We start from the raw sequence: 25,048 nt of genomic DNA, 5'->3' as shown, positions 1-25,048 counted from the left end.
GTGGCGGCTCCGGAGTTCCGGACGATTGCCGAACTCCAGGCTGCGGGCATATTCCCGCTCCCGCCTTTTCTCCACTTTCAGGCGCAGTGCAGGATCCATCCGGTAATCCTCGTAACCGAAGCCGTGTGCGCTCCGGAAATTCTGTGCCATCCTGTCTGTGTAGTCAAGCCTCATGGGGTCGATAATGAACCAGTCCTTTCACTGTTTGCCGGCTGACGCCGGTTTATTTACGCTAGTTTATATACCCGCCTATACGGATGATAAACATTAATCATCATGCCGGCTTTGTCCCCGATGCAGACGGCGCCCCGGCCTTCCCGGTCGCAAACCGGTCCGTGATGATGGCAAGCGCGCCGTCGCCCGTGACGTTCGTCGCCGTCCCGAAGCTGTCCTGCGCCATGTATAGCGCGATCATGAGCGCCAGCATCGGTTCCGTGAAGCCGAGCATGGAAGACAGCAGACCGAGCGCGGCCATGACGGCCCCGCCCGGAACACCCGGTGCCGCAATCATGGTGACGCCGAGCATGAGGATGAATCCGATCATCCCGCCGAATGAAACCGTCATGCCGTTCATGAGCATGACGCCGATTGCGCATGAAGTGAGCGTGATCGTGCTTCCCGACAGGTGGATCGTCGCAAAAAGCGGAACGGTGAAGTCGACAATTTTTTCCGATGCCCCTGTCTTGCGTGCCTGGCGGAGCGTGACCGGAATCGTGGCCGCAGAAGACTGCGTGCCGAGTGCCGTGAAGTAGGCCGGCGCCATCGTCTTCATGAGGCCGAACGGGTTCCGGTGAGTGAGTGCGCCTGCAGCCGTGTACTGCAGCAAGAGCATGATCAGGTGCAGGATGATGATCAGGACGAACACGACCGCAAACACGGACAGCACCTTCGCCACCTGCCCGGCGAAGGTCATGTTCAGGAAAATCCCGAAAATGTGGAACGGGAGGAGCGGGATAATGACGGCACTGATCGTCTTTTCAATCAGGACATTCAGTTCGTCAAATACCGACAGCAGCGACTTGCTGCCGATCGCCGCCATCCCGATCCCGAACAGAAATGCCAGGATCAGGGCCGTCATGACGCCCATCAGCGGGGTCATCTCCAGCTCAAAGAACGGGCCCGTCAACGCCTCGGACGGATCTTTGACGGCGTCCCCCGAACCGGAACCGATCAGGCCCGGAAGGATGGCCGAAGCGGCAAAAAATGCGATGATGCCGGCGATGATCGTGGAAATATACGCTATTCCCGTCGCCAGGCCGAGCGTTTTGCCGGATCCTTTTCCGAGCTTGGCGATCCCCGGCGCGATGAACGCAATGATGATCAGCGGAACGACAAAATTGAGAAACCCGCCGAACAGCATATTGAATGTCGCCGCGGTTTCCACAAACCAGTGGACGAATTTCTCGGGAACCTGCCGGAACAGGGACCCGAGTGCGACCGCGAGGACAATCGCAATGACAATCCGACCGAGAAGACCGATTTTCTTCATAATTATGTACCCCCTGAAAGGACATTTGTATTTATCACACAATCACTATAACACAGCGTTCCTCATGCAATGAAGCCCTCGGACAACTGTCAGAATACAGTGTTTTGTAAGCGTGCACAATCCTGTTTTTTGCAGGTAAACTGAATGATATTTCTGAAATCCCGTTCACCATGTGTTCATCCGTCTTGAAAAGGTGGTTTAAACTCCCCCGAAGAGCCGCGGTCAGAGGGGAATAGAAAGATTCTCCAGAAAGAAAAACTGCAGACAGAGGAGCGATCCGCTCACTTTGTCTGCAGTCTGAAGTTCGCCCTCCCGCGGGCAGCTTTTCTCTTTGGAAGCTGAACGGAACAGGATCAGTCGACAGGGACGACCGATCCGCCCCACTCTTTCAGGATGAAGTCCTGGATCTCTTTGGAGTGGAGGACTTCGACGAGTTCCTTGATCTCCTTGCGGTCCTTGTCGCCTTTGCGGACGGCCAGGACGTTTACGTACGGCGAATCGGATTCTTCAAGGGCAATGGCATCTTCAAGCGGGTTGAGCCCGTTGTCGATCGCATAGTTGGAGTTGATGAGAAGCGCATCGCCTTCATCCTGATTGTAGAGTGTCGGCAGGAACGATGCTTCGTAGTTGGCGTCGAATTTCAGGTTTTTCGGATTGTCCGTGATGTCTTTCACCTCGGCGGACGTCTTGTCCACGTTCTCGTCCAGCTTGATCAGGCCTTCTTTCTCGAGCATGGCCAGGACACGCCCGTGGTCGGCGACGGAGTTGGAGATGAGGATCGTTGCCCCGTCCGGGAGTTCGTCCAGCGACTTGTATTTCTTCGAATACACGCCGATCGGTTCGATGTGGATTTCACCGGCGATCTCGAAGTCATAGCCGTGGTCCTTCATCTGTGTCTCCAGGTAAGGGATGTGCTGGAAGTAGTTCGCATCGAGCTCTTCCGATTCCAGATCTTCGTTCGGAAGCACATAATCCTGATACGTCTCGATTTTGAGGTCGATGCCTTTTTCCTTCAGGATCGGTTCCGCCTTTTCCAGGATCATGGCATGGGGCGTATTGGACGCGCCCACAACGAGTTCACTTGTTTCGGCGGCATTGTCTCCGCCGCTAGTCCCGCATGCGGACAGGGCCAGTGTGCCCGCCGCCAGAATGAGGCCTGCCGTGAATTTCTTCATGTTCATTTCCCCCTATATGATCTGATTAATGGATGTGTGTACCCTTGTTCGTTACTCACCGTTTGTCCAGCCGCTTGACGAGCAGGTCGCCGAGCCACTGGATGATAAAGACGATGAGGAGGATGAGGATCGTGGCAACGAGTGTGACGTCGCCGCGGCTGCGCTGGAAACCGTCAAGATAGGCAAGGTTTCCGAGGCCGCCGGCTCCGATGATGCCCGCCATCGCCGTATAGCCCACAAGCGCAATTGCCGTTACGGTGATGCCGGAAACGAGTGCCGGCATCGACTCTGGCAGAAGCACCTTCCGGATGATCGTCCAGGTGGTCGCGCCCATCGACCGGGCCGCCTCGATGACCCCCTTGTCTATCTCGGCGAGGGCGATCTGGACCATCCGTCCGTAAAATGGTGCAGCCCCGATGATGAGTGCCGGCAGAGCTGCGTTCGGCCCGCGGATGGAGCCGAGCAGGAACTTCGTAAACGGAATGAAGAGGATGATCAGGATGATGAATGGTATCGACCGGAAGATGTTGACGAGAGCTGCGGTCACCAGATTGACGAACCGGTTGTGCCAGACGCCCCGCGGACTTGTCAGGAAAAGCAGGATTCCGAGCGCAAGGCCGATCAAGAATGTGAAGAACGTCGAGATCGCCGTCATGTAAAGCGTCTCAAGCGTCGCCTCCCACATCTTCATCCAGTCGACGTTCGGGAACCATTGTTCAGTCATGGGCGATCACCTCTGTTTCGACGCCTTCCGCATGGAGGAAGGCGATCGCCTCCCGGACAGCATTCCCATCTCCGGAAAGCTGGAGGACGAGTGAGCCGAATGCCCCTCCGTGCGTCTGGGCGATATTGCCCTGCAGGATGTTCACATTGATGTCAAACGAGCGGATAAGCTTGGCAAGCACGGGCTGTTCGGCCCGGTCCCCGACGAAACCGAGCCGGATGAGCGTGCCGTCCGGATACGCTTCGCCGAGCTGGCTGATTGCCTGCCGGGCATCTCCCGGCTCGGTCACCTGCGAGACAAACCGCTTCGTGATCGGCTGCTCCGGGGACTTAAACACCTGAAGTACGTCCCCTTCCTCGACCACCTTGCCCGCCTCCATGACCGCCACACGGTGGCAGATCTTGCGGATGACGTGCATTTCATGCGTGATGAGCACAATCGTCAGCCCGAGCCGGCGGTTGATGCTGGTCAGCAGATCGAGGATCGAATCGGTCGTCTCGGGATCGAGCGCCGATGTCGCCTCATCGCACAGCAGGACACGCGGTTCATTGGCAAGCGCGCGCGCAATCCCGACCCGCTGCTTCTGTCCGCCCGAAAGCTCGGACGGATAGGCTTTTTCCCGGCCTTCCAGGCCGACGAGCCGGACGAGTTCCCGGACCCGTTCGGCTCTTGCCGCCTTGTCCGCTCCGGCGATTTCAAGCGGCAGCGAGATGTTCTCTTCCACCGTCCTGGACCAGAGAAGATTGAAGTGCTGGAAGATCATGCTCACTTTCTGGCGCGCCTTCCTCAGTTCCGCCCCGGAAATCGAAGACATTTCGAGGCCGTTGACGGTCACACTGCCGGAAGTCGGCTGCTCCAGCCCGTTGAGCATCCGGATGAGGGTGCTTTTGCCGGCACCGCTATATCCGATGATTCCGTAGATCTCGCCCTCTCTTATGTTCAGGTCCACCCCGTCGACGGCTGTGACTTCGTTGCCGGAACGGGAGAACCGTTTAGTCAGATGCTGCAGATTGATCAACGTATTGTCACTCCTAAACTCAGGGACCCGGCCGGCGCCCATGCGGGTACCGGCCGCTCCGTTCAAATAAAAAACCTTTCCGCAGGCATGCAGAAAGGTCAGACCGGCGCCCAAACAGAACGGCGGCCATACCTCTCATCTGCCAAAGCATGCGCTTTGAGTGATTTGGCACCATTTCACGTTTCCGTGACGGTTGCCGGGCTTCGTCGGGCACGTCCCTCCACCGCTCTCGATAAGAGTATTCCGTATTCATCTTTTTTCAACCGGCGGAGCCGGATGGTTCAATGCTAGAAACTATATCATACACCGGTGCCCGGGTCAACCGAGTTTCTCATACAGATAGGGGACCGAGCGGAATGCATACACCTTTTCCACTGGCTCTCCCTTCCTGGCGATAAGCAGGCACGGAACGCTTTCAACGGCGTATTTCATTGCAACCTCACCGTGAAAGTTGAGGTCGGCTTTCCCGATCGGCAGATCCGGCAGCATTTCCGTCACGACATCGATCATCCGCGAGGCCACCTGGCACGTGCCGCAAAGAGGCGTATACAAATAAAAGGCTGCCTTGTCATTGCGTTCAGCCGCTGCTTCAAAGTTTTCCATGTTCCAAGACTCCATGTTGAATTCATCCCTTACAGCAGAAATTCTGTCTTGATCTCGATGTTGGCGGAAAGCAGCTCCTCCGCGAGCACACGGAGCGGCGTCGTCGCCACTTCCCTGTATACCCGATCTGTGTACAAATGACGCGCTTCCGGGTATTCGCGCCTGAGCAGGGCACGCAGGCGCTCCCCCGAACGGTCCGCGTCGAAGAATGCGAAAATGTCTGCCCCCTCATACGGCTCGAGCAACTCTTCGATCCTTGTCGGGCTTGCAGTGCCGTTCGTACAGATGATGTCCACCGGCTCGTCAAGGAGCGGGGCCAGCCGGTTCTTGTCCGAACTGCCTTCAACCACGATGACTTTGTCGACCATGCCGATCCCTCCGGGCGACTGGCTCGTCGTATTTCCCTCTATAAGATGAAAAAGAACGCCGGAAAATGCCGGCGTCCCCCCTTTATTCAGCCCTGCGTCATTTCTTCGTACTGCTCGGCCGTCATGAGCGCATCGATCTCCGAAGAATCGGAAGGTTCCACAACGATCATCCAGGCCTTCTCATATGGGGATTCGTTGACGAACTCAGGGTTGTCTTCGAGTTCCCCGTTCACTTCGACGACTTTGCCCGAGATCGGCGCATACAGCTCAGAAACCGTCTTGACGGATTCCACGCTGCCGAACGGCTCGTTTGCCTGGACGTCGTCACCGACTTCAGGAAGCTCGACGAAAACGATGTCGCCGAGTTCAGCCTGCGCGAATTGAGTGATCCCGATCCGGGCCTTTCCATCTTCCGTTTTAACCCATTCGTGTTCTTCGGAATAGCGAAGCTCTTTTGGTGTGCTCATTCTGACCCCTCCAGCGTAAAGTATACATTCTCATTTAGTGTGCCACAGACAGGCCCGAAACTCAACAAGCTTTCAATCAGCCCCAGGCCGCTTCGAATTCAGCTTCCCGGAACCCGACCGTCACTTTCTGCCCGTCCGCGACGATCGGCCGCTTCAGGAGCATTCCGTCCGAAGCAAGCAGACGGATCTTCTCCTCGTCCGTCATCTCTCCCAACCTGTCTTTGAGGCCGAGTTCCCGGTACTTCATGCCGCTCGTGTTGAAGAACTTCTTCAGTTCAAGCCCGCTCGCCGAGACGATTTCCTTCAACTCTTCCGCACCGGGCGGATTTTCCTTGATATTGTGTTCTTCATACTCGACTCCGTGTCCGTCCAACCAGGATTTTGCCTTCCGGCATGTCGTGCATTTCGGATATCCGTAATAAACAATCGCCATTCTGATCCGCCTCCTATACGGTCAGTATACCAAACCGAAAAGCCGGGATGCTCAAGTCATCCCGGCCGTTTCATCAAACTGTGTATTTCAGCGCTTCGTTGAGCTTCGCCGCTGCTTCGCGCTTTTTCGGTATGAGGTTCTTCGGCGTGTAGCGGGTGAGTTTGCGGAGGGCGGACAGCATCATGCGCTGGTCGTCCCCGCCGACGGAAGCGACGAGAATCTCCTTCGCTTCCTTCTCGATGCGCTCCATCGCTTCCTGGCAGTAGATTTCGGTATAGAGGATCTTTTGCTGTGCCTTTTCCTCACCGTCCCGGGCAACGGCCTTCTCGGAGCGGAGAAGTGCGGATTCCATTGCGAACACGTCGTTCGCAATGTTTGCGATGTTCACGAGCACTTCCTGTTCATCCTCAAGCTTCGTGCCGAAGCGCTGTGCGGCCATTCCGGCAGCGAGCAGGCCGATTTTCTTGGCATTGCGCACGAGCATCTTTTCCTGTGCGAGGGCTTCGTCGCCCGGCTCCTCCGGCATCATCATGAGAAGCTCTTCCTGGAGCCCCTGCGCTTTCTGCAGAAGCGGCAGTTCGCCTTTGAGCGCTTTCTTCATGAACGTGCCCGGCACGAGGAGGCGGTTGATCTCGTTTGTGCCTTCAAAGATGCGGTTGATCCGGGAATCGCGGTAGGCGCGCTCCACTTCGTATTCCTGCATGTAGCCGTAGCCGCCGTGCAGCTGAACCGCCTCATCAACGATATGGTCAAGTGTTTCGGAACCGACGACTTTGTTGATGGAGCACTCGATGGCGTATTCCGCGATCGCCTGGGCGATCTTGCGGCCGTCATTCTGCTCCTCTTCGCTCAAACGGCCCATCCGGTCGTCAAAGTAGCCGACCGTGCGGTAGATGAGGGCTTCCGTCGCATACAGCTCCGATGCGAGGGTGGCGATCTTCTCCTTTGTCAGGTTGAACGATGCAATCGTGCGCTTGAACTGCTGGCGCTCATTCGTATATTTGATCGCGAGTTCCAAAGCGCGCTTCCCGCCGCCGACGCCGCCGACACCGAGCTTGTATCGGCCGATGTTCAGGATATTGAACGCGATGACGTGGCCGCGGCCCGCTTCGCCGAGCAGGTTCTCGACCGGGACTTCCGCGTCCTGCAGGATGAGGGTCCGTGTGGACGATGACTTGATGCCCATCTTCTTCTCTTCGGCACCGACGGAGACGCCCGGGAATTCTTTTTCCACGATGAACGCGGAGAACTGCTCGCCGTCAATTTTGGCGTAGACGACGAACACGTCGGCGAATCCTGCGTTGGTGATCCACTGCTTCTCGCCGTTCAGGATGTAATGCGTTCCCGCTTCATTCAGTTTGGCCGTCGTCTTGGCACCGAGTGCGTCCGAACCGGAACCCGGTTCCGTCAGCGCGTATGCGAAGATCTTCTCAGCCGTCACGGAAGACGGAAGATACTTTTTCTTCTGTTCCTCGTTGCCGAACAGGACGATCGGGAGCGTTCCGATGCCGACATGCGCGCCGTGCGTGATCGAGAAGCCGCCGGCGACGGCCATTTTCTCCGTGATGAGCGCGGAAGAGATCTTGTCGAGCGCAAACCCGTCATACGCTTCCGGGATGTCCGCGCCGAGGAGCCCGAGCTCGCCCGCTTTTTTCAGCAGGCGGACCGAATGCTCAAATTCATGGTTCTCGAGGTTTTCGATGACCGGCGCGACTTCGTTCCGTACATAGTCTTCGGTCGTCTTCGCGATCATCTTGTGCTCATCGGTGAAGTCTTCCGGCGTGAACACCGCCTGCGGATCGATGTCTTCAATCAGGAATGCTCCGCCTTTTACAAGGTCATGTGTCTTCGTTTCAGTCATTTTGGAGTTCCTCCTTGGTTGTAGGCCGTGGCCTTTGTATGTCGAGCGGAAATCCGCCTGTCTTCCCAATCTTGGTTCACCGCCGGCTCAGATCATTTCAAAGACGCCTGCCGCGCCCATGCCGCCGCCGATGCACATCGTCACGACGCCGAACTGTTCTGCGCGGCGCTTGAGCTCATGCATGAGTTTCAGCGTCAGGACGGTGCCCGTTGCGCCGAGCGGGTGACCGAGCGCGATGGCTCCGCCGTTCACGTTCACTTTGTCCAGATCAAGTCCGAGGTGGCGGATGACCTGGAGCGATTGTGAAGCGAATGCCTCATTGAGCTCCCAAAGGTTGATGTCATCGATCGAGAGTCCGGCCAGCTTGAGTGCCTTCGGAACGGCTTCGATCGGCCCGATGCCCATTTCCTCGGGCGGGACGCCGCCGACTGCGAACGAGCGGAACCTGGCGATCGGCCGGAGGCCTTCCGCTTCTGCCTTTTCACGGTCCATGATCATGACCGTCGCAGCACCGTCAGACGTCTGGGAAGCGTTCCCGGCCGTCACGGACCCCTTGATGTTGAACGCCGGGCGAAGTTTGGCGAGTGTTTCCACCGACGTGCCCGGGCGGACGCCTTCATCCGTATCGAAGACGAATGTTTCTTCCTTCAGCTTGTTGTCCTGGCCGACCGACCGGCGCGTCACGTTCACCGGAACGATCTCCTCCCTGAACCGGCCTTCGCGGATTGCCGCCTCGGCGAGTTTGTGGGAACGGACGGCAAATTCATCCTGGTCCTCACGGCTGACGCCATATTTTTTCGCGACCTGTTCGGCTGTGTGGCCCATGCCCATGTAGTACTCCGGAATCTCCTCCGCAAGCCTCGGATTCGGGCGGATCGTGTTGCCCATCATCGGGACCATGCTCATCGACTCGGCGCCGCCGGCAAGCACCGTTGCCGCCTGGCCGATCATGATCTGCTGCGCTCCATAAGCGATGGACTGAAGTCCGGAAGAACAGAACCGGTTGACCGTCACCGCCGGAACGGTGTTCGGAAGGCCGGCAAGCCCGCCGATGAGCCGGGCGAAGTTCATGCCCTGCTCCGCTTCCGGCATCGCACAGCCGACGATGAAGTCGTCGATCGGCCCGTCATAGCCCCCTGCACGCTTCAATGTTTCCTGAACCGTCAGTGCCGCGAAATCATCCGGACGGACGGTTGCAAGAGATCCTTTCTTTGCCTTGCCGACCGGTGTGCGTGCACCGGCCACAATCACTGCTTCACGCATGTTTCATCCTCCTCCGTCTGCCGTGTCCGCTCAGTTGCGGAGCGGCTTGCCTTTCACGAGCATATGCTGCATCCGCTGCTGGGACTTTGGTTCCGCCACGAGGGCCAGAAAAGCCTCGCGTTCCAGATCGAGCATATATTGTTCGTCGACTTCGGTGCCGTACGGCACGTTGCCGCCGGCCAGCACCCAGGCGAGTTTCTTGGCGATTTTCAGATCGTGGTCGCTGATGTAGCCGGACAGATGCATTCCTTCCGCGCCGATAAGCATCGCCGCATATCCCGGCTCGCCGCTCACTTTGACCGTCCGTTTCGCCGGCGGGACGTAACCGGCTTCGGCTAATGAGAGCGCCGCCTGTTTGGCATCGTGGATCTGGTGGTCCGGGTTGACGCTCACTGAATCGGACAGGCCGAGGAAATTGTTCTCCCGGGCCTCTTCGCCGGAAGTCGACACTTTCGCCATCGCGATCGTTTCAAATACGTGCGCGGCGACGTTCACCAGGTCCGGCTCGATGCCATTCGGCATGCCCTCCAGATGCTTTCGGTACAGGCTGACATTGCCTCCGCCTCCCGGGATGAGTCCGACGCCGGTTTCGACGAGCCCCATGTACGTTTCCATGCTCGCCTGGATATGGGCCGCCGGGAGCGTCATTTCCGCTCCGCCGCCTACCGTCATGCCATGAGGGGCGACGACGACCGGCTTCTTCGAGTAGCGGATTTTCATCATCGTATCCTGGAACATGCGGATCATGAATTCCAGCTCATAAATATTGTCATCCTGGGCTTCCATCAGGATCATGCCGAGATTCGCACCGACCGAGAAGTTCTTGCCCTGGTTCGCAATGACGAGCGCTTTGAAGTTTTTCTCCACTTCATCAAGGGAGAAATCGAGCATCTGGATCACGTCCGGGCCGAGCGAGTTCCCCTTCGAATGGAACTCAAGCAGCGCCACGCCGTCGCCGATGTCAAGCAGGCTTGCACCCGAGTTTTTCTTGATGACCCCGTGGCGCTCTTTCCATTTCTTCAGATCGATCTCTTTATCATTGACCGGCACCGGCTTGTAGCCCTCTCCGTCAAAGAAGTGCAGCTCCCCGTCTTCTTCTTTGTAGAACGATTCATTTCCGGACTCGAGAAGACTCTTCACGAAAGCCGGAACGGTCCGTCCTTCTTCCTCCATGCGGGCAACCGACTTTGCCACACCGATGGCATCCCATGTTTCAAAAGGCCCCTGCTGCCAGCCAAAGCCCCACTTCATCCCGTTGTCGATGGAGACGATGTCATCTGCAATCTCGCCGACCTTGCCGGCGGAATAGATCAGCGTCGGCGCGAGGATGTTCCAGAGCAGCTCTCCTGCCCGGTCGTCTGCGTAGACGAGTGTCTTCAGCTTGGCGGACGCGCCCTTTTGCTGCTTCGCCATCTCGACGGATGGCGCCTTCAGCTTCTTCTGGGGAGAATACCCCAGCGTGTCCGGATCGATCTCGCGGATCTCCTTGCCTTCTTTCAGATAGAAGCCCTGTTTCGACTTTGCGCCGAGCCATCCATTTTCCACCATTTTGAGAAGGAAGTCAGGCGTGCGGAAGGTCTCTTTTTCTTCGCCTTCCGTCTTGTCGAAGACATTGCGCGCAACATGGACGAAAGTGTCCAGACCGACCACGTCGAGCGTGCGGAACGTCGCTGATTTCGGACGGCCGATGAGCGTGCCGGTCACTGAATCCACCTCGCCGACCGAGTAACCGCGGTCGGTCATTTCTTTCAGTGTGACGAGCAGGCCATAGGTCCCGATGCGGTTGCCGATGAAATTCGGCGTATCCTTCGCCACGACAACCCCTTTGCCGAGCCGGTCCTCCCCGAACTTCACCATGAAGTCCAGCACTTCCCGGGAGGTGTCTTTTGTCGGGATGATTTCGAGGAGCTTCAGATAACGCGGAGGATTGAAGAAGTGCGTCCCGAGGAAATGTTTCCGGAATCCTTCCGAACGGCCTTCCGCCATCGCTTCGACGCTGATGCCGGATGTGTTGGACGAAACGATCGCATGCTCTCCGCGGACGCCGTCGATTTTTTCGTAAAGCGCTTTCTTGATGTCCAGGTTTTCAACGATGACTTCGATGATCCAGTCGACATCCTTCAATTTATGAAGATCATCCTCGAGATTTCCCGGAGTGATGAGCGCCAGGTTCTCCTTGGATGCAAGCGGTGCCGGCTTCTGCTTGAGCAGGTTTTTCAAAGCCCCTTCGGCAAGACGGTTGCGGACACTGCGGTTTTCCGGGTCCAGCCCTTTTGATTGCTCCTCAGCCGACAATTCCGGCACGATGTCGAGCAGCAATACCGGAATTCCGATATTGGCGAGATGAGCCGCAATCCCCGATCCCATGACGCCTGAACCGATGACCGCCGCTTTTCTGATTTGGTGAGCCACGTTGCATTGCCTCCTTCAAGTTTGAATGAATGCTCATTCATTTTAAATCCAAAAAAATAACGACTGCCTTGATTCATAGTTTAGAATATTTCACTCGTTTTCGCAAGGCCGCTTTTCAAAAAACTGAATTGCGGCTCATGAATCACTGAAAAACGGCCATTCTAATCAAAATATGAAGCAAGGAGTGACCTGAGTGGGCATCTTTTCCAAAGGGTCCGTCGAACACGGGAACAAGCAGGAAAAAACACCTGAGTTGTTCTCCCCGGACACCGTCACGTCTGCCAACCTGGCAGACATCGAGAGAATGATGGCACACAATCTGCTCATTTCCAAACTGTGCTCGGCCGCCATTTCCACCACCAAGCTGCCGGACCTGAAAAAGACGGTCGAGTCGATCCGTTCAGATCATCTGAAACAGCTGTCCAATCTGCTTGAGTTCCTGAACAAGGGAAAGGAGGGGGCCTCGTGACCGGACAGGACACAAACGGCGGAGAACAGCAAAATCAGGACGGACAGGGACAGCAGCAGGATCAACAACAGGACCAGCAGCAGTGCCAGCAGCAGAGCACCCGGCAGGACCAGCAACCGGAACAGCAAAACGCGCAGCAAGATCAGAAGCAGCAGGGTTCAAAAAGCAATTCTGCCCAGCAGCAGAACCAGGATGATTTCGACGACAAGGAAATTGCACGCCTTCTGCTCATGATGGAGGAATCCCTCTCCTCCCTGATGATTCACAGCGAAACGGAGATCTTCAGCAGTTCCCTTCAATTAATGGTCGCCGGATTCCTGAAAGACTCGGAGAAAAACCAGCGGAACCTCCGCGACCTGATGCAGCGCCATGGCTGGTTCCAGCCCTCGCCTGCGGGGAAAAATGAGTATGAGCAACTGATCCAGTCCTACAAAGACACCGCCCCGCCTGTTCTCTGATACTCCCTGCTATCCCGCAGCCCCCCAATCGGTGTACACTGTCGGTATAGGAGGGATCACTATGGAGAAAATCACGAGCGCAGAACAATTCTATGACATCATCAACGGATCGGACGAAACACTTGTCAAATTCGAGGCAGGCTGGTGCCCCGACTGCCGGCGCATGGACATGTTCATCGACCCGATCGAGGAGAAATACTCGCAGTTCAAATGGTATGACGTCAACCGGGACGCCCTTCCGGAAATTGCCGACAAGTTTGAAGTGATGGGCATCCCGAGCCTGCTCATTTTCAAAGACGGCGAGAAGAAGGCGCATCTCCACAGCGCGAACGCGAAGTCGCCTGCCCAGGTGACCGACTTCCTTGACAGCTATGAGGGATGATTGAAAAGAGGCCTTGCGCCTCTTTTTTCATTTCATCATAAAATACGCACAACAGGTGGTGTGACGAATGAAACAAATCAGCGGATTCATCGGAAAATCGCAGTTTGACCCGGATATCGAAGAATCACAGCGGAGCTCCGCTTGCGGCCCGGTCACCGCCTATACGATGATCATGCACCTGACCGGCAGTTCCCCGCTCCCCGTCTCCCCGCTTTACCGTCAGATCGGCGGGACCCGACTCGGCCTTCCCGTACGGCGGTTCATCAAAGGCATCGAACTTCTCATCGGCTCCGGATGGCGGGCGGAACGTTGCTCGCTCGAAGGACTGAAGGAGGAGATCAACGCAGGCAGGCCGGTGGCCGCGAAGTTCGACAGGTGGTTTTCTTTCCGGTGGTTCGGCAAGTATGACTTTGACTACCACTGGGTGCCGGTCATCGGCTATGAGGAGAACGGGGTAGATACGATCCTCGCCGTCCATGACAACGGCGGTCCCGGCAGGCCGAGCCGGATCCGCCGCATCTCTTATCAGAACAACCGCCCGATCCTCACGTTTGTGCGGGTCGTGCCGAAGAACCGGCCACCGGTGATGGGCGACGTCCAAAACGAACCGGTGTGACCGTCGCCCGGCAATCCGGCCGCGGGAAAGTTGGCGTATGGGGCACGGATTTACGACACGCACAGCCGATTTGCGATATGGAACGCGGAATTGAGACATGGCTACCCGATTTGCAATATGGAGTGCAAATTTGAAATATGGACCACCGATTTGCAGTATGGAATGCGGATTTGAGATATGGCTCCCCGATTTACAATATGGAGTGCAAATTTGAAATATGGGCCGACGATTTGCAAAATGAAACGCGAATATGAAATATGGACCACCGATTTGCAGTATGGAATGCGGATTTGAGATATGGCTCCCCGATTTACAATATGGAGTGCAAATTTGAAATATGGGCCGACGATTTGCAATATGGATCGCGAATATGAAATATGGATCGACGATTTGCAATATGGAACACGGATTTGAGATATGGCTCCCCGATTTGCAATATGGTATGCACATTTAGGATATGGCCACCCATTCAGACACGCAGAACAAAAATGTTGCAGCAAGCAAAGCACGCCATGGGTGAATGAGTCGCTCTGGAGCGTGCTTCTTCGATCATTTTATCCACAGCCGGGAACAAAACCATTGCATCAAAAAACCGGGCGGTCTGCAGTCCGGAAACTGCGGATCACCCGGTTGGTCTTCAGCCAAACGGCCATTCTTCAGGGGTTTCTTCCAGCGGGAACAGGTTCAGCAACTGGCGGGAAGCGGTGCCGTAGTCTTCCGCTTCAAGTGCCTTGGCGGTTTCCCGTGAGTACGGAGGGACCAACAGTTCATCCAGTTCCCCCGGGATCGGGATATGGCAGTCGATTTCGGCCAGTTCCCGGGACAGCTTCAGCATGACCAGTTCATCATCGATCTTTTTCCGGACGGCCGGCTTCAGTTGGTCCAGCTCCGCCAGGACTCCGTCGACAGTGCCGTGATCGAGGATGAGCTTCGTTGCCGTCTTCGGACCGATTCCGCGGACACCCGGATAGCCGTCGCTGGAATCACCGGTGAATGCCTTCAGGTCAACGAACTGAGACGGCTCAAACCCGTATTCTTCCTTGAAGCGGTCATATGTATACACATCGTACACAGTGTGGCCTTTTTTCATGAATGCGATGCGGACGCCGGGTGACAGCAGCTGAAGCAGGTCCTTGTCCCCCGAAATGATCGTAATGTCCGCCTCGTCTTTCCAGCGGTAGACGAGGGAGCCGATGACATCGTCTGCTTCCACGCCGTCGATGCCGAAACTCTTCCAGCCGAGGAGCCAGGCCGATTCCCTGCCCATTTCAAACTGGGGGCCCATTTCCTCGGGCGGGGCCGGACGGTTCGCCTTGTACCCCTCATACAGCTCATTCCGGAACGTGAAGGCGCCCATGTCCCAGCAGACTGCAAGATGCGTCGGCCGGAAAATCGACTGTGCCGACAGCGAATGGCCGATGAATCCCTGGACGGCATTCGTCGGGACGCCCTCCCGGTTGCGCATGAACCGGCCGTGGACGGCGGTCGCATGGAAGGCCCGGAACAATAGCGCCATCCCGTCAATCAGCAAAAGATGGGGACGTTCCCGGCCGTTGTCATTTTCATATTCTTGCATATGCAACGCTCACCTCCTCCCCCATCATACCGCATTTCAGCCCGCAGACGTGATGCCCGCCTCCTGCTTGAGCCACTCCTCAATCTTCGCAATATCCTCGCTGAACACCCGGTCTTCATTCATGGGCGGCGTGACTTTGGCCAGGCCGGCCCATTTCTCACGCAGTGCCGGAGACATCTCTTCCTCTCCTCGGACGGCACACGCATGATGGGCACAGAACGCCTCGACGGCAAGCACCCGACGGACATTTGTAATGATCTCCCTTGCATGTCGCGCTGCCGTCGTCCCCATGCTCACATGGTCCTCCTGATTCGCCGAGGAAGGAATCGAATCGACCGAGGCCGGATGCGCAAGCGTTTTGTTTTCCGACACGAGGCTGGCCGCTGCGTACTGGAGGATCATGGCCCCTGACTGAAGCCCCGGCTGTGGGCTCAAGAAAGGAGAGAGTCCTTCGTTCAGCTGTGGATTGACGAGACGTTCAATCCGACGCTCTGAAATGTTCGCCAGCTCCGCCATGCCGATCTTCAGGAAATCCATCGCAAATGCGATCGGCTGGCCATGGAAGTTGCCGCCCGAAACAATCGTGTCCCTTCCCTCAAAGATGAGCGGATTGTCCGTCGCCGCATTCATTTCGATCTCCAGCTTTTCTTTCACATAACCGAGCACCTGCCAGCTTGCCCCATGCACCTGCGGGATGCATCGAATGGAGTAGGCATCCTGGACACGCAGCTCCCCTTGCCGCGTGGCAAGCCGGCTTCCATTCAACCAACCGAGCATCCGGACGGCCACCTCGGCCTGCTCCGGATAGCCCCTGGCCTCATGGATCGCAGGATGGAAGGCATCCGTGATCCCCCGCAGCGCTTCGACCGTCATCCCCGCAATCCACTCAGCCTGCAGGGCGAGCGCCTCGGCTTCCATGTAGTTCAGCGCTCCGATGGCTGTCATCGCCTGGGTTCCATTGATCAGCGCCAGTCCTTCCTTGGCTTCCAGCACGATTGGCTGTATGCCGTGCTCCTCCCACACCTGCGAAGACGGTACGGGCTTCCCGTCCTTCCAAACCAGCCCCTCGCCGACGAGTACGAGTGCCAGATGGGAAAGCGGTGCGAGATCACCGGATGCACCGAGCGACCCCTGGCTCGGAATCACAGCGTCCATCTTCAGATTCACCATGTCTGCCAGCCGGTCAAGCACTACCCGCCTGACCCCCGAATGCCCCTTCAGAAGGGCATTGAGCCGAAGAACCGCCATCGCCCGCGTGACTGCCGCAGGCAGCGGCTCGCCGAGTCCGCACGCATGCGAACGGATCAGATGAAGCTGAAGGGCCCTCGTATCTTCGGGATCGATCGTCACATCGCTGAATTTGCCGAATCCCGTATTGATGCCGTAGACCGTCCTCTCTTCCCTCACGACCTTTTCGACCGCCGCCCGGCTTTCTGCCGCCCTTGCAGCGGCATCGGGACATATCCCGATCGCCTCTTGTTTGTACACGATGTCCTTCAGCCGGCGGACCGTCAGATTGCTTCCATTTAATGTAATCACCTGCATCTCTCCCCTTTCCATGATGTTATCTTGTTTTACCGCAGCTTTCACTCGTTTTTTGAAAGTTTCCTCTTCATTAATCCATCATCACTTCAGCGGACGGAAGTGCGGTTTAGCCGGTAAAAAGTAAGGGAAAGGGGAATATTACGGATAGGTCTGTTGGTATGTAACCAAGTACGATCCATTACCTTTGACGGAAGCACCGGGATACAAAAAATCCTGACATGAAAGTATCCGAATCGGCCTTTTCACCGGGCGGCCGATCCTTTCGAACCGTTCGCTTTTCCGGATGCCGTTCAATTTTTTTGCCGCATCGGCATTCCGGGAAAACGCGGCTTCACAAGTGCAGACGCATGAAGGTGTTCCGTGATGATGCTCACTTCTGCAGCACCGGTTGCTGACCGGCCGGAGGATTTGGTCGCCTTGACAATAGGCAGGCAAGTGCGTTAAGGTCAAAAACTGTGTGACAAGCGAGCGGAAGTTCATATTTGACTGGAGGGATTTTGTGAAGAAAATATCCAACGTTTTTTGGATAGCAGTCGCACTTGTCATTTTGGCAGTCGGCTATGGAACAATCGCACCTAATAGTTTTGAACAAGTTACAACACGAATGACCAACTTCATTACATCGGCATTCGGCTGGTATTACTTGCTGATCGTCACGGGGATCGTCGTGTTCTGTCTGATCCTCATCCTCAGTCCGGTCGGCCGGATCCGGCTGGGCAAAAAAGATGAACGGCCCGAATATTCCACAATCAGCTGGTTCGCCATGCTGTTTTCTGCCGGAATGGGGATCGGGCTCGTGTTCTGGGGAGCAGCAGAGCCCCTGTCCCACTTTGCCATCGATCCTGCAACCGAGGAACCCGGCACCCGTGAGGCGTTTATCGAATCGATGCGGTTTACTTTCTTCCACTGGGGCATCCATGCCTGGGCAGTGTACGGAATCGTGGCACTGGCCCTTGCCTACTTCCAGTTCAGAAGAGGATATCCCGGCTTGATCTCCGCTACCCTCCGGCCGCTGTTCGGCGAGCGGATGGACGGGCCCCTTGGCACGGTCATCGATGTCCTGGCCGTTTTTGCCACCGTCTTCGGCGTTGCCACAACGCTCGGTTTCGGGGCCATCCAGATCAACGGCGGACTCTCCTACCTGTTCGGAATTCCGATCAGCCTGCCCGTGCAGACCATCATCATCGCCATTGTCACCGTCCTGTTCATGATCTCTGCGTGGTCAGGCCTCAACAAAGGGATCAAATATTTGTCAAACGCGAATATGGTATTGGCTGTTCTGCTGCTGATCCTCGTGCTTGCAGTCGGTCCGACACTCCTGATCATGAACATGTTCACTGATTCGATCGGTTCCTATCTCCAAAACCTGCCGAGGATGAGTTTCCGGTCGGCTCCGCTCAATTCGGGCCAGCGTGAATGGATCAATGGCTGGACCATCTTCTACTGGGCCTGGTGGATCTCCTGGTCGCCGTTCGTCGGAATCTTCATCGCACGGGTCTCCCGCGGAAGGACCATCCGGGAATTCTTGATCGGCGTCCTCATCCTGCCGGCGCTGCTCAGCTTCTTCTGGTTCTCCGTATTCGGTACGACTGCAATTGATGTCCAGCAGAACGGCATGGATCTCACCGGCCTGCTCACAGAAGAAACCTTGTTCGGCGTGTTCAGCCAGCTGCCGCTCACATGGGTCACGTCCATAGTTGCCCTGATCCTCATTGCCACCTTCTTCATCACCTCGGCAGACTCGGCGACATTCGTGCTCGGCATGCAGACAACCCGCGGTTCACTGACACCGCCGAACTCGGTCAAGCTCACATGGGGCATCCTTCAGGCAGTGATCGCGGTCATCCTGCTTTATGCAAACGGCCTGACCGCCCTGCAGAACTCGCTCATCATCGCCGCATTGCCGTTCTCGTTCATCATCCTGCTCATGATGGTTTCGTTATATAAAGCATTGAGCGAAGAACAGAGAAAAATGTTGGCATCCATCTATATGAAGCGCAAATGATTAAGAAACGGACCGCCCGGAGCCAAAATTGGCCGCCGGGCGGTCCGTCTTCTGTTTGTGGATAAGCGATTGCCGAAGCCTTCCTTTCGGGCACCCGAAATGGAATTTCTGCGCTGCCTTATTCCTGTCGACGTTCCAGACCGCCCGGCCTCGATGCCCATGGCCAGCATAGGATAACCTGAACGCGGAAGGAGTGCTAAAAACGGATGGTAAACAGAATGCCAGGCGGATCATGGGGACCATGGGAGTCACCGGGTGATTGGGAACGGAACGAATGGATGCCTTGGGAATCCCCGAACAGCTTTGGGGGCAGCTGGGGAAGACCGGGATCCGGGGGAAGGCCGGATTTCGGTGGAAGACCAGGATTTGGGGGAAGGCCGCCGTCGGTACCGGGCGGTTCAATCGGTCCAAGAGCAGTGGATCCAGGTGCAATCAGGGGATGCCTGTTCAGGGTCACACAAGTGCGATTGGAAGGCGGCAGAAGCTTCTGGTTTTATCCAACCTTTGTCGGAAGAGAATCGGTTGCCGGTTTCCGTTGGCGGTCTCGTCAGGGCCGATGGGAGTACTTCGGCATCGACCTGAACAGAATCCGTTCCTTCAGCTGCAGATGAAGCATACAAGACCCTTCTTGCGATTAGGCAGGAAGGGTCTTGTTTTTTGCCGATTGTTCGACATTGGCTATGTGTATGGTTGAGACGGAGGCTTATTGAAGGAACATGCAGTCAAAAAACAATTCCATCAATGAAAACAAAGAGTTTTTTCTAATGATGTTCCATTGGCACATTGGAAAACTCGATTGGCATACTTTAAATTTCTAATCCAAACAAGTCTTTAAAGCCCGATTTTCCCCGGTCAGTAATAACGACCTCTCTGGAGTTTTCTTTTGTTTCTATCCAATCCAATTCAAGATACCTTTCAAACAAACCATTTCCCAGAGCCCCTCCGAGATGATAAGTACGTTCACTCCAATCCAGGCACGCATTGGAAAAAGCACGACGTTTTTTAGATAAACCGACTAAGTCTACTCCAAAATCTTCAAAAAAGAGTTCTCCCGATTTTGTTACCAGAAATTTTTTATTGTCTCTCTCTATATACCCCGCCTCTTCCATGAGTTTTGTTAAGCTGACACTTACACGTCCGGCCAAATGATCATAACAAGTTCGTGCACTTTCCAATTTCTTTAATTGACTGGACTGGTTTAAAGACCGCACTTCAGGAAGAGGTGAGATGGCCATAATGATCTCGAGGGTATTTGCCACCTCATCATTTGCCAGTCGAAAATATCTGAACCGTCCATGCTTCTCACAAATTATAAGATTATTTTCTTCCAGCTTCGCCAGATGAAAGCTGGCTGTTTGGGGTTTAATGGAGGCCATATAGGCCAGTTCACTTGCCGTATGGAACTTACCATCCATTAAAGCAGCCAAAATGGCGGCTCTCGACCTTTCTGTAAGAAGAGCCGTTAACGCAGAAATATTCGGATGAACAATCATTTTGGCACCTCTGCAATCCATACTTCGATGAGCATCGTATTATTTACGAACTATAATAATGCGAAAGGCGCCTTTCCACAAGGGGGCAGGAGGAGTTTTTTACAGAAAGAAAAATTGATTGGAAGGTCGGGGAATATGAAAAGACATTACTTTTTCGCATTAGTGATCTTAACCACTTTTTTAATGGGGTCGTCCTTTGCCATAGGCAAAATCGGATTAAGCTATTCTTCTCCTTTGTTATTGGCCGGATTCCGTTTTCTTTTGGCTGGATTGATCATGACGATGATCGTGAAAGCTTTAAAAAGAACACACCCTGGTGATAAGAAAGGTTGGGGGAAGATTGCAATTATAGGAACCCTGCAAACGGCTGGAGTCATGGGATGCATATTTTTAAGCCTAAGAACGATAGCAGCGAGTGAATCCTCCATTTTAACATTTACGAATCCATTACTGGTTATTGTATTTGGCACTATTTTTATGGGGAACCGTTATAAATGGTATCAATGGACCGGGGTTGTCATGGGATTTGTAGGTGTGGGTATTACGTTGGGCGGCATCAATGATTTTAGAATTGGGATCGTGTTCGGAGCAGCTTCATCTGTTTTTTGGGCTATTTCCACATTGCTGGTTAATAAATGGGGAGAACATTTTGATGTATGGGTACTCTCTGCATACCAAATGCTATTTGGCGGAAGCATTCTTACTTTTTCCAGCTTCATATTGGAAGAGCCTTACTTTCACCTGAGTAAGCAATCGGTAATCATTCTATTATGGCTAAGTATCATGTCTTCCATTGTTCAATTCGCCGTGTGGTATTTTCTTTTACAGAAAGGCGATCCAGGTAAAACCAGTTCTTATTTATTTTTAGCTCCATTTTTCGGAGTTTTGACCGGAAGCGTATTGCTGAATGAACCTGTTTCCTATTCTCTTATAGCCGGTGGAACATTCATTTTAATCGGCATCTATCTCGTAAATAAACAATTTATAAAAAGAAGAGAGAAGGCACTGCTGTTTTCTGAATAAGTATTCGTCGCTTTTCCAGGCAATCATGATCAGTAAAGGGCAGCTTAATTTTGCCTACAACGATAGGCGGTCACCTTGGGGATGAGGATGTTGCCCCGACATTGGACATCTACACCCACTTATATCTGAGCGTAGAAAAAGAAGCCGTTCTCGGGATCGAGAACGGCTTCCAGACTGCTTAGTTATAAGGTATTGCCATAATGTTACCACGATACCTGTAACCACATGGTTACTATGTATGGTGGAGACGGCGGGATTTGAACCCGCGTCCAGAGACTCCAATACCCTGGCTTCTACGCGTGTAGCTGATCTACTGGGTTTCGCGCAGCAATCTGCCGGTCAGCAGGCGTCCTGTGCGCTATCCTGATGGTCTCTTACGCCCGCCTCAGGCGGCGGTCAGGCGTCGTATCCCACTGATAGGTGAGTCCTGCGATGCCACATGGGCGATGGAACCGAAGGACCGTTTCAGCAGCTTACGCTGCGAAAGCGAGGTTGTTGTTAGTTTTGCCAGTTGTTATACTGTGTCGTTGTTGCGGAGCCGACCCTCCGACGCGCCACCAGGGCTCAGACCATCCCTGTCGAATCCGAAACGTCCCCGTTTGGGAAAATTAGACCGGCCTTGCATGCCGGTTCTTCATGCTTTACTGGCAATCTGTAAAGACATTATAAGACAGATTCGGGAAAAACGCAAGCGGGCGGCTCAGTACTGCTGCCTGGCCTTGAAGGCACGCTCCACTTCCCGCTTGGCTTCTTTCTTCTTCAGGTCTTCTCGTTTGTCGTATTTCTTTTTCCCTTTGGCGATGCCGATGAGCACCTTCGCATAGCCATTTTTCACGTACATCTTGAGCGGGATGATTGCGAATCCCTGCTCCTTCGTCTTGCCGATCAGCTCATTGATCTGCTTTTTGTGCAGGAGCAGCTTCCTGGAACGGAGCGGTTCATGGTTGAACCGGTTCCCCTGCTCATACGGGCTTATATGCATATTGGAGATCCATGCTTCATTGTTCCGGATCCGGACAAAGGCATCGCGGAGCTGGACTTTCCCGTTTCGGACGGATTTGATCTCCGTGCCCTGCAGGACAATCCCGGCCTCAATCGTATCCTCGATAAAATAATCGTGGCTTGCCTTCTTATTTTGTGCCAGCACCCGGCTATCGTGATTTTTGGCCAACCGTTCTCCCCCCTTAACGGCAACGGGACGGCAGTCCGCCGTCCGCTGCACTCCTTATATGATTTTACCTGATTTCAGCTTTTTCTGCCCTGGCCTCCGGAATTGCCGCTCCGGCTGCCCTGGCCTCCGCGACGATTTCCGCCGCCTTGGCGTCCCTGAGCATTCCCGGAGCCTGACCGGCCGCGGCTGCCTCCTCTTCCGGAGTTTCCGCCGCCGTTGCCTCCGCGGCCACCGCTGCCCCCGCGTCCGCGTCCGCCTTCACTGCTGCCCGGCCGCTTTCCGCGGGATTCGCCTTTCGTCCGGATGACTTTCGGAGTCTCCTTCCGTGTGCGCTTCACCGGTTCCGGCATTCCGACGATTTCAAAGTCGATGGCCGATTCTTCCGGCTTGACCGACACGACGCGTACGGTGAGCGGGTCACCGATCCGGAACTGCTTGGCGGTATGCTCGCCGACCATCATCAACTGACGATCATCGAACCAGTAATAGTCGTCAGTCATGTAGCTCACATGGACAAGGCCTTCAATCGTATTTTCCAGTTCCACAAACAGGCCGAAGTTTGTGACGGACGAGATGATCCCTTCGAATTCCTCGCCGATCTTATCGACCATGTACTGGGATTTCTTCAGAGCCTCCGTATCCCGCTCCGCATCAACCGCGCGCCGTTCCATTTCGGACGTATGCTGGGCGATTTCCGGGATCTCGCCGTCCCATTTGGCTTTCGTTGCCGGGGATGTGTCGCCTTCGATCAGATAAGTCCGGATCAATCGGTGAACGATCAGGTCCGGATACCGGCGGATCGGCGAGGTGAAATGAGTATAGAAATCAGTCGAAAGTCCGAAGTGGCCGACGCTGTCCTCGGAATAGCGGGCCTGCTGCATCGAGCGCAGCAGCATTGTCGAAACGACCGGCTCTTCAGGCTGTCCTTCGATGGAGTCGATGATTTCCTGAAGCGCCCGCGGATGGACTTTGTTCGCCGTTCCTCTGACGAGCAGCCCGAAGTTCGTGATGAATTCGAAGAACCGTTCGAGCTTTTCGGATTTCGGGTCTTCGTGGATGCGGTAGATGAACGGGACACGCAGCCAGTGGAAGTGCTCCGCGACCGTTTCGTTCGCGACGAGCATGAACTCCTCGATCAGCTTTTCGGCAACCGTGCGCTCCCGGACAACGACGTCAACCGGCCAGCCCTCTTCATTGACGATGATTTTCGACTCTTTGAAATCGAAATCGATCGCGCCACGGTCCATCCGACGCTGACGGAGGATCGCCGCGAGATCCGCCATGTCCTCAAACATCGGGACGAGCGGCTCATAGCGCTTGCGCAGCTCTTCATCTTTTTCCTCAACGATTTTATACACGTCGGAATAAGTCATCCGCTCCGCTGTCTTGATGACACTCTGGAAGATTTCATGTGACAGCACTTTGCCGTGTTTATCGATGACCATCTCACAGCTGAGCGTCAGCCGGTCCACCTGGGGATTCAGGGAACAGATGCCGTTGGACAGGCGGTGCGGAATCATCGGGATGACACGGTCCGTCAAATAGACGCTTGTCCCACGCTCATACGCTTCCTGGTCGATCGGCGAGTTTTCCGTCACATAATAGCTGACGTCCGCGATATGGACGCCGAGCTTGTATGTGCCATCCGGGTTCTTTGTGACCGTGACGGCATCATCCAGATCCTTTGCATCTGCGCCGTCGATCGTGACGATCGTCTCGCCTCGAAGGTCGCGGCGCTTGAACAGATCCCGTTCACTGATTTCATCAGGAACGCGGTTTGCCCATTCGATGACTTCATCCGGAAACTCCGTCTCGATCCCGTATTTATGGATGATGGAGAGGATATCCACACCCGGGTCGTTCTTATGGCCGAGGATCTGGATGATGATCCCTTCGGCCGATTTCCTGTCGCTCGGCCATTCTGTGATCTCTACGACCACCTTATGCCCGTCGACAGCGCCGAGGGTGTTTTCTTTGGAGACGAAAACGTCCATCGGCAGTTTCTTGTCGTCCGCGATGACAAAACCGAAGCCGCGATGCGCCTGGAACGTGCCGACCACTTTCGTGTTTTTCCGTTCGGCGATCCGGATGATGGACCCTTCCTGCCGGTCGCCGCCTGTCTCTTTCTGGATCTTGACGAGAACCGTGTCCCCGTTCATCGCGGTGTTTGTTTCGTTTGGCGGGATGAAGATATCATCCATCCCTTCCTCTTCCGGCACGACGAAGCCGAATCCTTTGGCGTGTCCGATAAAGCGCCCGCGGATGATGTCCATCCGTTCAGGGATGCCGTACCGGTCTGACCGGGAGCGGATGACATCTCCCTTTTCTTCAAGTGCGACGAGCACTTTGACCAATTCCTTGAAGTCTCCGGCATCCGTCAGCCCGAGTTCTTCCTGTATCTCCTGCACTGTCAGCGGCTTGTAAGAATCCTCTCTCATGAACGAGAGCAGCCGTTCCTTTAACTCTGTCAAATATTCTTCCACATAATCCCCTCCAT

General features: G+C 55.1%; 23 protein-coding genes, 1 other RNA gene and 1 riboswitch. Of the genes, 7 read left to right on the top strand and 17 right to left on the bottom strand.

Annotated elements, in window-relative coordinates; genetic code table 11:
- Positions 1-274: 274 nt before the first annotated feature.
- The 11 genes from B0B07_RS13135 to B0B07_RS13085 form a co-directional block, all read right to left on the bottom strand.
- Positions 275-1,489: a dicarboxylate/amino acid:cation symporter gene (locus tag B0B07_RS13135; protein ID WP_076759574.1), complete on the bottom strand. Its 1,215-nt coding sequence runs from the start codon at positions 1,487-1,489 to the stop codon at positions 275-277.
- A 353-nt stretch (positions 1,490-1,842) separates the two neighbouring features.
- Complete coding sequence (locus B0B07_RS13130) at positions 1,843-2,664, bottom strand: MetQ/NlpA family ABC transporter substrate-binding protein (RefSeq protein WP_076759573.1); 822 nt, start codon at positions 2,662-2,664, stop codon at positions 1,843-1,845.
- Between the two features lie 55 nt (positions 2,665-2,719).
- Positions 2,720-3,388 (bottom strand): methionine ABC transporter permease, encoded by a 669-nt coding sequence (locus B0B07_RS13125; protein WP_076759571.1) that lies wholly within the window; start codon positions 3,386-3,388, stop codon positions 2,720-2,722.
- The gene (locus B0B07_RS13120; RefSeq protein WP_076759786.1) at positions 3,381-4,406 is read right to left on the bottom strand and encodes a methionine ABC transporter ATP-binding protein; all 1,026 of its coding nucleotides are present in this window, start codon (positions 4,404-4,406) and stop codon (positions 3,381-3,383) included. The genes B0B07_RS13125 and B0B07_RS13120 overlap by 8 nt, the downstream gene beginning before the upstream one ends.
- Positions 4,407-4,538: 132 nt before the next feature.
- Positions 4,539-4,645, bottom strand: a riboswitch (SAM riboswitch).
- Positions 4,646-4,724: 79 nt separating this feature from the next.
- Positions 4,725-5,024: a thioredoxin family protein gene (locus B0B07_RS13115; protein WP_076759569.1), complete on the bottom strand. Its 300-nt coding sequence runs from the start codon at positions 5,022-5,024 to the stop codon at positions 4,725-4,727.
- Positions 5,025-5,038: 14 nt separating this feature from the next.
- Positions 5,039-5,377 (bottom strand): toprim domain-containing protein, encoded by a 339-nt coding sequence (locus B0B07_RS13110; RefSeq protein WP_076759567.1) that lies wholly within the window; start codon positions 5,375-5,377, stop codon positions 5,039-5,041.
- 86 nt (positions 5,378-5,463) lie between these two features.
- A complete protein-coding gene (gcvH, locus tag B0B07_RS13105) occupies positions 5,464-5,844 on the bottom strand; it encodes a glycine cleavage system protein GcvH (protein WP_076759565.1) in 381 nt (126 codons plus the stop codon).
- Between the two features lie 76 nt (positions 5,845-5,920).
- Positions 5,921-6,277 (bottom strand): arsenate reductase family protein, encoded by a 357-nt coding sequence (locus tag B0B07_RS13100; protein WP_076759563.1) that lies wholly within the window; start codon positions 6,275-6,277, stop codon positions 5,921-5,923.
- Between the two features lie 73 nt (positions 6,278-6,350).
- On the bottom strand, positions 6,351-8,138 hold the full coding sequence (locus B0B07_RS13095) for an acyl-CoA dehydrogenase family protein (protein WP_076759561.1): 1,788 nt from the start codon (positions 8,136-8,138) through the stop codon (positions 6,351-6,353).
- A gap of 87 nt (positions 8,139-8,225) precedes the next feature.
- Entirely contained in the window at positions 8,226-9,401 is a 1,176-nt protein-coding gene (locus B0B07_RS13090) for an acetyl-CoA C-acetyltransferase (RefSeq protein ID WP_076759560.1), read from the bottom strand.
- 30 nt (positions 9,402-9,431) lie between these two features.
- Entirely contained in the window at positions 9,432-11,813 is a 2,382-nt protein-coding gene (locus B0B07_RS13085) for a 3-hydroxyacyl-CoA dehydrogenase/enoyl-CoA hydratase family protein (protein WP_076759558.1), read from the bottom strand.
- A 193-nt stretch (positions 11,814-12,006) separates the two neighbouring features.
- Here B0B07_RS13085 and B0B07_RS13080 point away from each other — a divergent pair, with 193 nt between their 5' ends.
- The 4 genes from B0B07_RS13080 to B0B07_RS13065 all read left to right on the top strand — a co-directional run bounded on the left by B0B07_RS13080 (position 12,007) and on the right by B0B07_RS13065 (position 13,738).
- Positions 12,007-12,282 carry a hypothetical protein gene (locus tag B0B07_RS13080; RefSeq protein WP_076759556.1) on the top strand — a complete coding sequence of 92 codons (276 nt, stop codon included), beginning with the start codon at positions 12,007-12,009 and terminating at the stop codon, positions 12,280-12,282.
- A complete protein-coding gene (locus B0B07_RS13075; RefSeq protein WP_076759554.1) occupies positions 12,279-12,740 on the top strand; it encodes a spore coat protein in 462 nt (153 codons plus the stop codon). The genes B0B07_RS13080 and B0B07_RS13075 overlap by 4 nt, the downstream gene beginning before the upstream one ends.
- A gap of 61 nt (positions 12,741-12,801) precedes the next feature.
- Positions 12,802-13,122, top strand: coding sequence for a thioredoxin family protein (locus B0B07_RS13070; RefSeq protein ID WP_076759552.1), 321 nt, complete (start codon positions 12,802-12,804; stop codon positions 13,120-13,122).
- 67 nt (positions 13,123-13,189) lie between these two features.
- Positions 13,190-13,738, top strand: coding sequence for a cysteine peptidase family C39 domain-containing protein (locus tag B0B07_RS13065; RefSeq protein WP_076759550.1), 549 nt, complete (start codon positions 13,190-13,192; stop codon positions 13,736-13,738).
- A gap of 637 nt (positions 13,739-14,375) precedes the next feature.
- Here the strand turns inward: B0B07_RS13065 and B0B07_RS13060 are convergent.
- Together B0B07_RS13060 and hutH are read right to left on the bottom strand one after the other, a co-directional pair.
- Positions 14,376-15,314, bottom strand: coding sequence for a 5'-3' exonuclease (locus tag B0B07_RS13060; RefSeq protein ID WP_076759548.1), 939 nt, complete (start codon positions 15,312-15,314; stop codon positions 14,376-14,378).
- 36 nt (positions 15,315-15,350) lie between these two features.
- The gene (gene hutH / locus B0B07_RS13055; protein WP_076759784.1) at positions 15,351-16,853 is read right to left on the bottom strand and encodes a histidine ammonia-lyase; all 1,503 of its coding nucleotides are present in this window, start codon (positions 16,851-16,853) and stop codon (positions 15,351-15,353) included.
- Between the two features lie 505 nt (positions 16,854-17,358).
- On the opposite strand from hutH, the gene B0B07_RS13050 reads away from it, so the two are divergent.
- Positions 17,359-18,864 (top strand): glycine betaine uptake BCCT transporter, encoded by a 1,506-nt coding sequence (locus tag B0B07_RS13050; RefSeq protein WP_076759546.1) that lies wholly within the window; start codon positions 17,359-17,361, stop codon positions 18,862-18,864.
- An 806-nt stretch (positions 18,865-19,670) separates the two neighbouring features.
- Here the strand turns inward: B0B07_RS13050 and B0B07_RS13040 are convergent.
- On the bottom strand, positions 19,671-20,357 hold the full coding sequence (locus B0B07_RS13040; RefSeq protein ID WP_076759542.1) for an ArsR/SmtB family transcription factor: 687 nt from the start codon (positions 20,355-20,357) through the stop codon (positions 19,671-19,673).
- Between the two features lie 135 nt (positions 20,358-20,492).
- Between B0B07_RS13040 and B0B07_RS13035 the strand changes: the two genes are divergently transcribed.
- Both B0B07_RS13035 and B0B07_RS15505 read left to right on the top strand, forming a co-directional pair.
- Complete coding sequence (locus B0B07_RS13035) at positions 20,493-21,380, top strand: DMT family transporter (RefSeq protein WP_076759540.1); 888 nt, start codon at positions 20,493-20,495, stop codon at positions 21,378-21,380.
- 50 nt (positions 21,381-21,430) lie between these two features.
- Complete coding sequence (locus B0B07_RS15505) at positions 21,431-21,562, top strand: hypothetical protein (RefSeq protein WP_268753128.1); 132 nt, start codon at positions 21,431-21,433, stop codon at positions 21,560-21,562.
- 57 nt (positions 21,563-21,619) lie between these two features.
- Here B0B07_RS15505 and ssrA read toward each other — a convergent pair.
- The 3 genes from ssrA to rnr all read right to left on the bottom strand — a co-directional run bounded on the left by ssrA (position 21,620) and on the right by rnr (position 25,034).
- Positions 21,620-21,977, bottom strand: a transfer-messenger RNA (tmRNA) gene (ssrA, locus tag B0B07_RS13030).
- Positions 21,978-22,080: 103 nt separating this feature from the next.
- On the bottom strand, positions 22,081-22,551 hold the full coding sequence (smpB, locus tag B0B07_RS13025; RefSeq protein WP_076759538.1) for an SsrA-binding protein SmpB: 471 nt from the start codon (positions 22,549-22,551) through the stop codon (positions 22,081-22,083).
- Between the two features lie 74 nt (positions 22,552-22,625).
- Positions 22,626-25,034: a ribonuclease R gene (gene rnr / locus B0B07_RS13020; protein ID WP_076759536.1), complete on the bottom strand. Its 2,409-nt coding sequence runs from the start codon at positions 25,032-25,034 to the stop codon at positions 22,626-22,628.
- Between the last annotated feature and the right edge of the window lie 14 nt (positions 25,035-25,048).

Source organism: Edaphobacillus lindanitolerans (genome assembly GCF_900156305.1).
Lineage (GTDB): Bacteria > Bacillota > Bacilli > Bacillales_A > Planococcaceae > Bhargavaea > Bhargavaea lindanitolerans.
The sequence above is the reverse complement of the archived record's forward strand: the minus strand, read 5'-3'. Positions and strand labels throughout refer to the sequence as shown.

Coding starts and splice junctions, on each gene's coding strand:
- B0B07_RS13135 (WP_076759574.1), bottom strand. CDS start 1,489: ATGAAGAAAATCGGTCTTCTCGGTCGGATTGTCATTGCGATTGTCCTC.
- B0B07_RS13130 (WP_076759573.1), bottom strand. CDS start 2,664: ATGAAGAAATTCACGGCAGGCCTCATTCTGGCGGCGGGCACACTGGCC.
- B0B07_RS13125 (WP_076759571.1), bottom strand. CDS start 3,388: ATGACTGAACAATGGTTCCCGAACGTCGACTGGATGAAGATGTGGGAG.
- B0B07_RS13115 (WP_076759569.1), bottom strand. CDS start 5,024: ATGGAGTCTTGGAACATGGAAAACTTTGAAGCAGCGGCTGAACGCAAT.
- B0B07_RS13110 (WP_076759567.1), bottom strand. CDS start 5,377: ATGGTCGACAAAGTCATCGTGGTTGAAGGCAGTTCGGACAAGAACCGG.
- gcvH (WP_076759565.1), bottom strand. CDS start 5,844: ATGAGCACACCAAAAGAGCTTCGCTATTCCGAAGAACACGAATGGGTT.
- B0B07_RS13100 (WP_076759563.1), bottom strand. CDS start 6,277: ATGGCGATTGTTTATTACGGATATCCGAAATGCACGACATGCCGGAAG.
- B0B07_RS13095 (WP_076759561.1), bottom strand. CDS start 8,138: ATGACTGAAACGAAGACACATGACCTTGTAAAAGGCGGAGCATTCCTG.
- B0B07_RS13090 (WP_076759560.1), bottom strand. CDS start 9,401: ATGCGTGAAGCAGTGATTGTGGCCGGTGCACGCACACCGGTCGGCAAG.
- B0B07_RS13070 (WP_076759552.1), top strand. CDS start 12,802: ATGGAGAAAATCACGAGCGCAGAACAATTCTATGACATCATCAACGGA.
- B0B07_RS13065 (WP_076759550.1), top strand. CDS start 13,190: ATGAAACAAATCAGCGGATTCATCGGAAAATCGCAGTTTGACCCGGAT.
- B0B07_RS13060 (WP_076759548.1), bottom strand. CDS start 15,314: ATGCAAGAATATGAAAATGACAACGGCCGGGAACGTCCCCATCTTTTG.
- B0B07_RS13040 (WP_076759542.1), bottom strand. CDS start 20,357: ATGATTGTTCATCCGAATATTTCTGCGTTAACGGCTCTTCTTACAGAA.
- B0B07_RS13035 (WP_076759540.1), top strand. CDS start 20,493: ATGAAAAGACATTACTTTTTCGCATTAGTGATCTTAACCACTTTTTTA.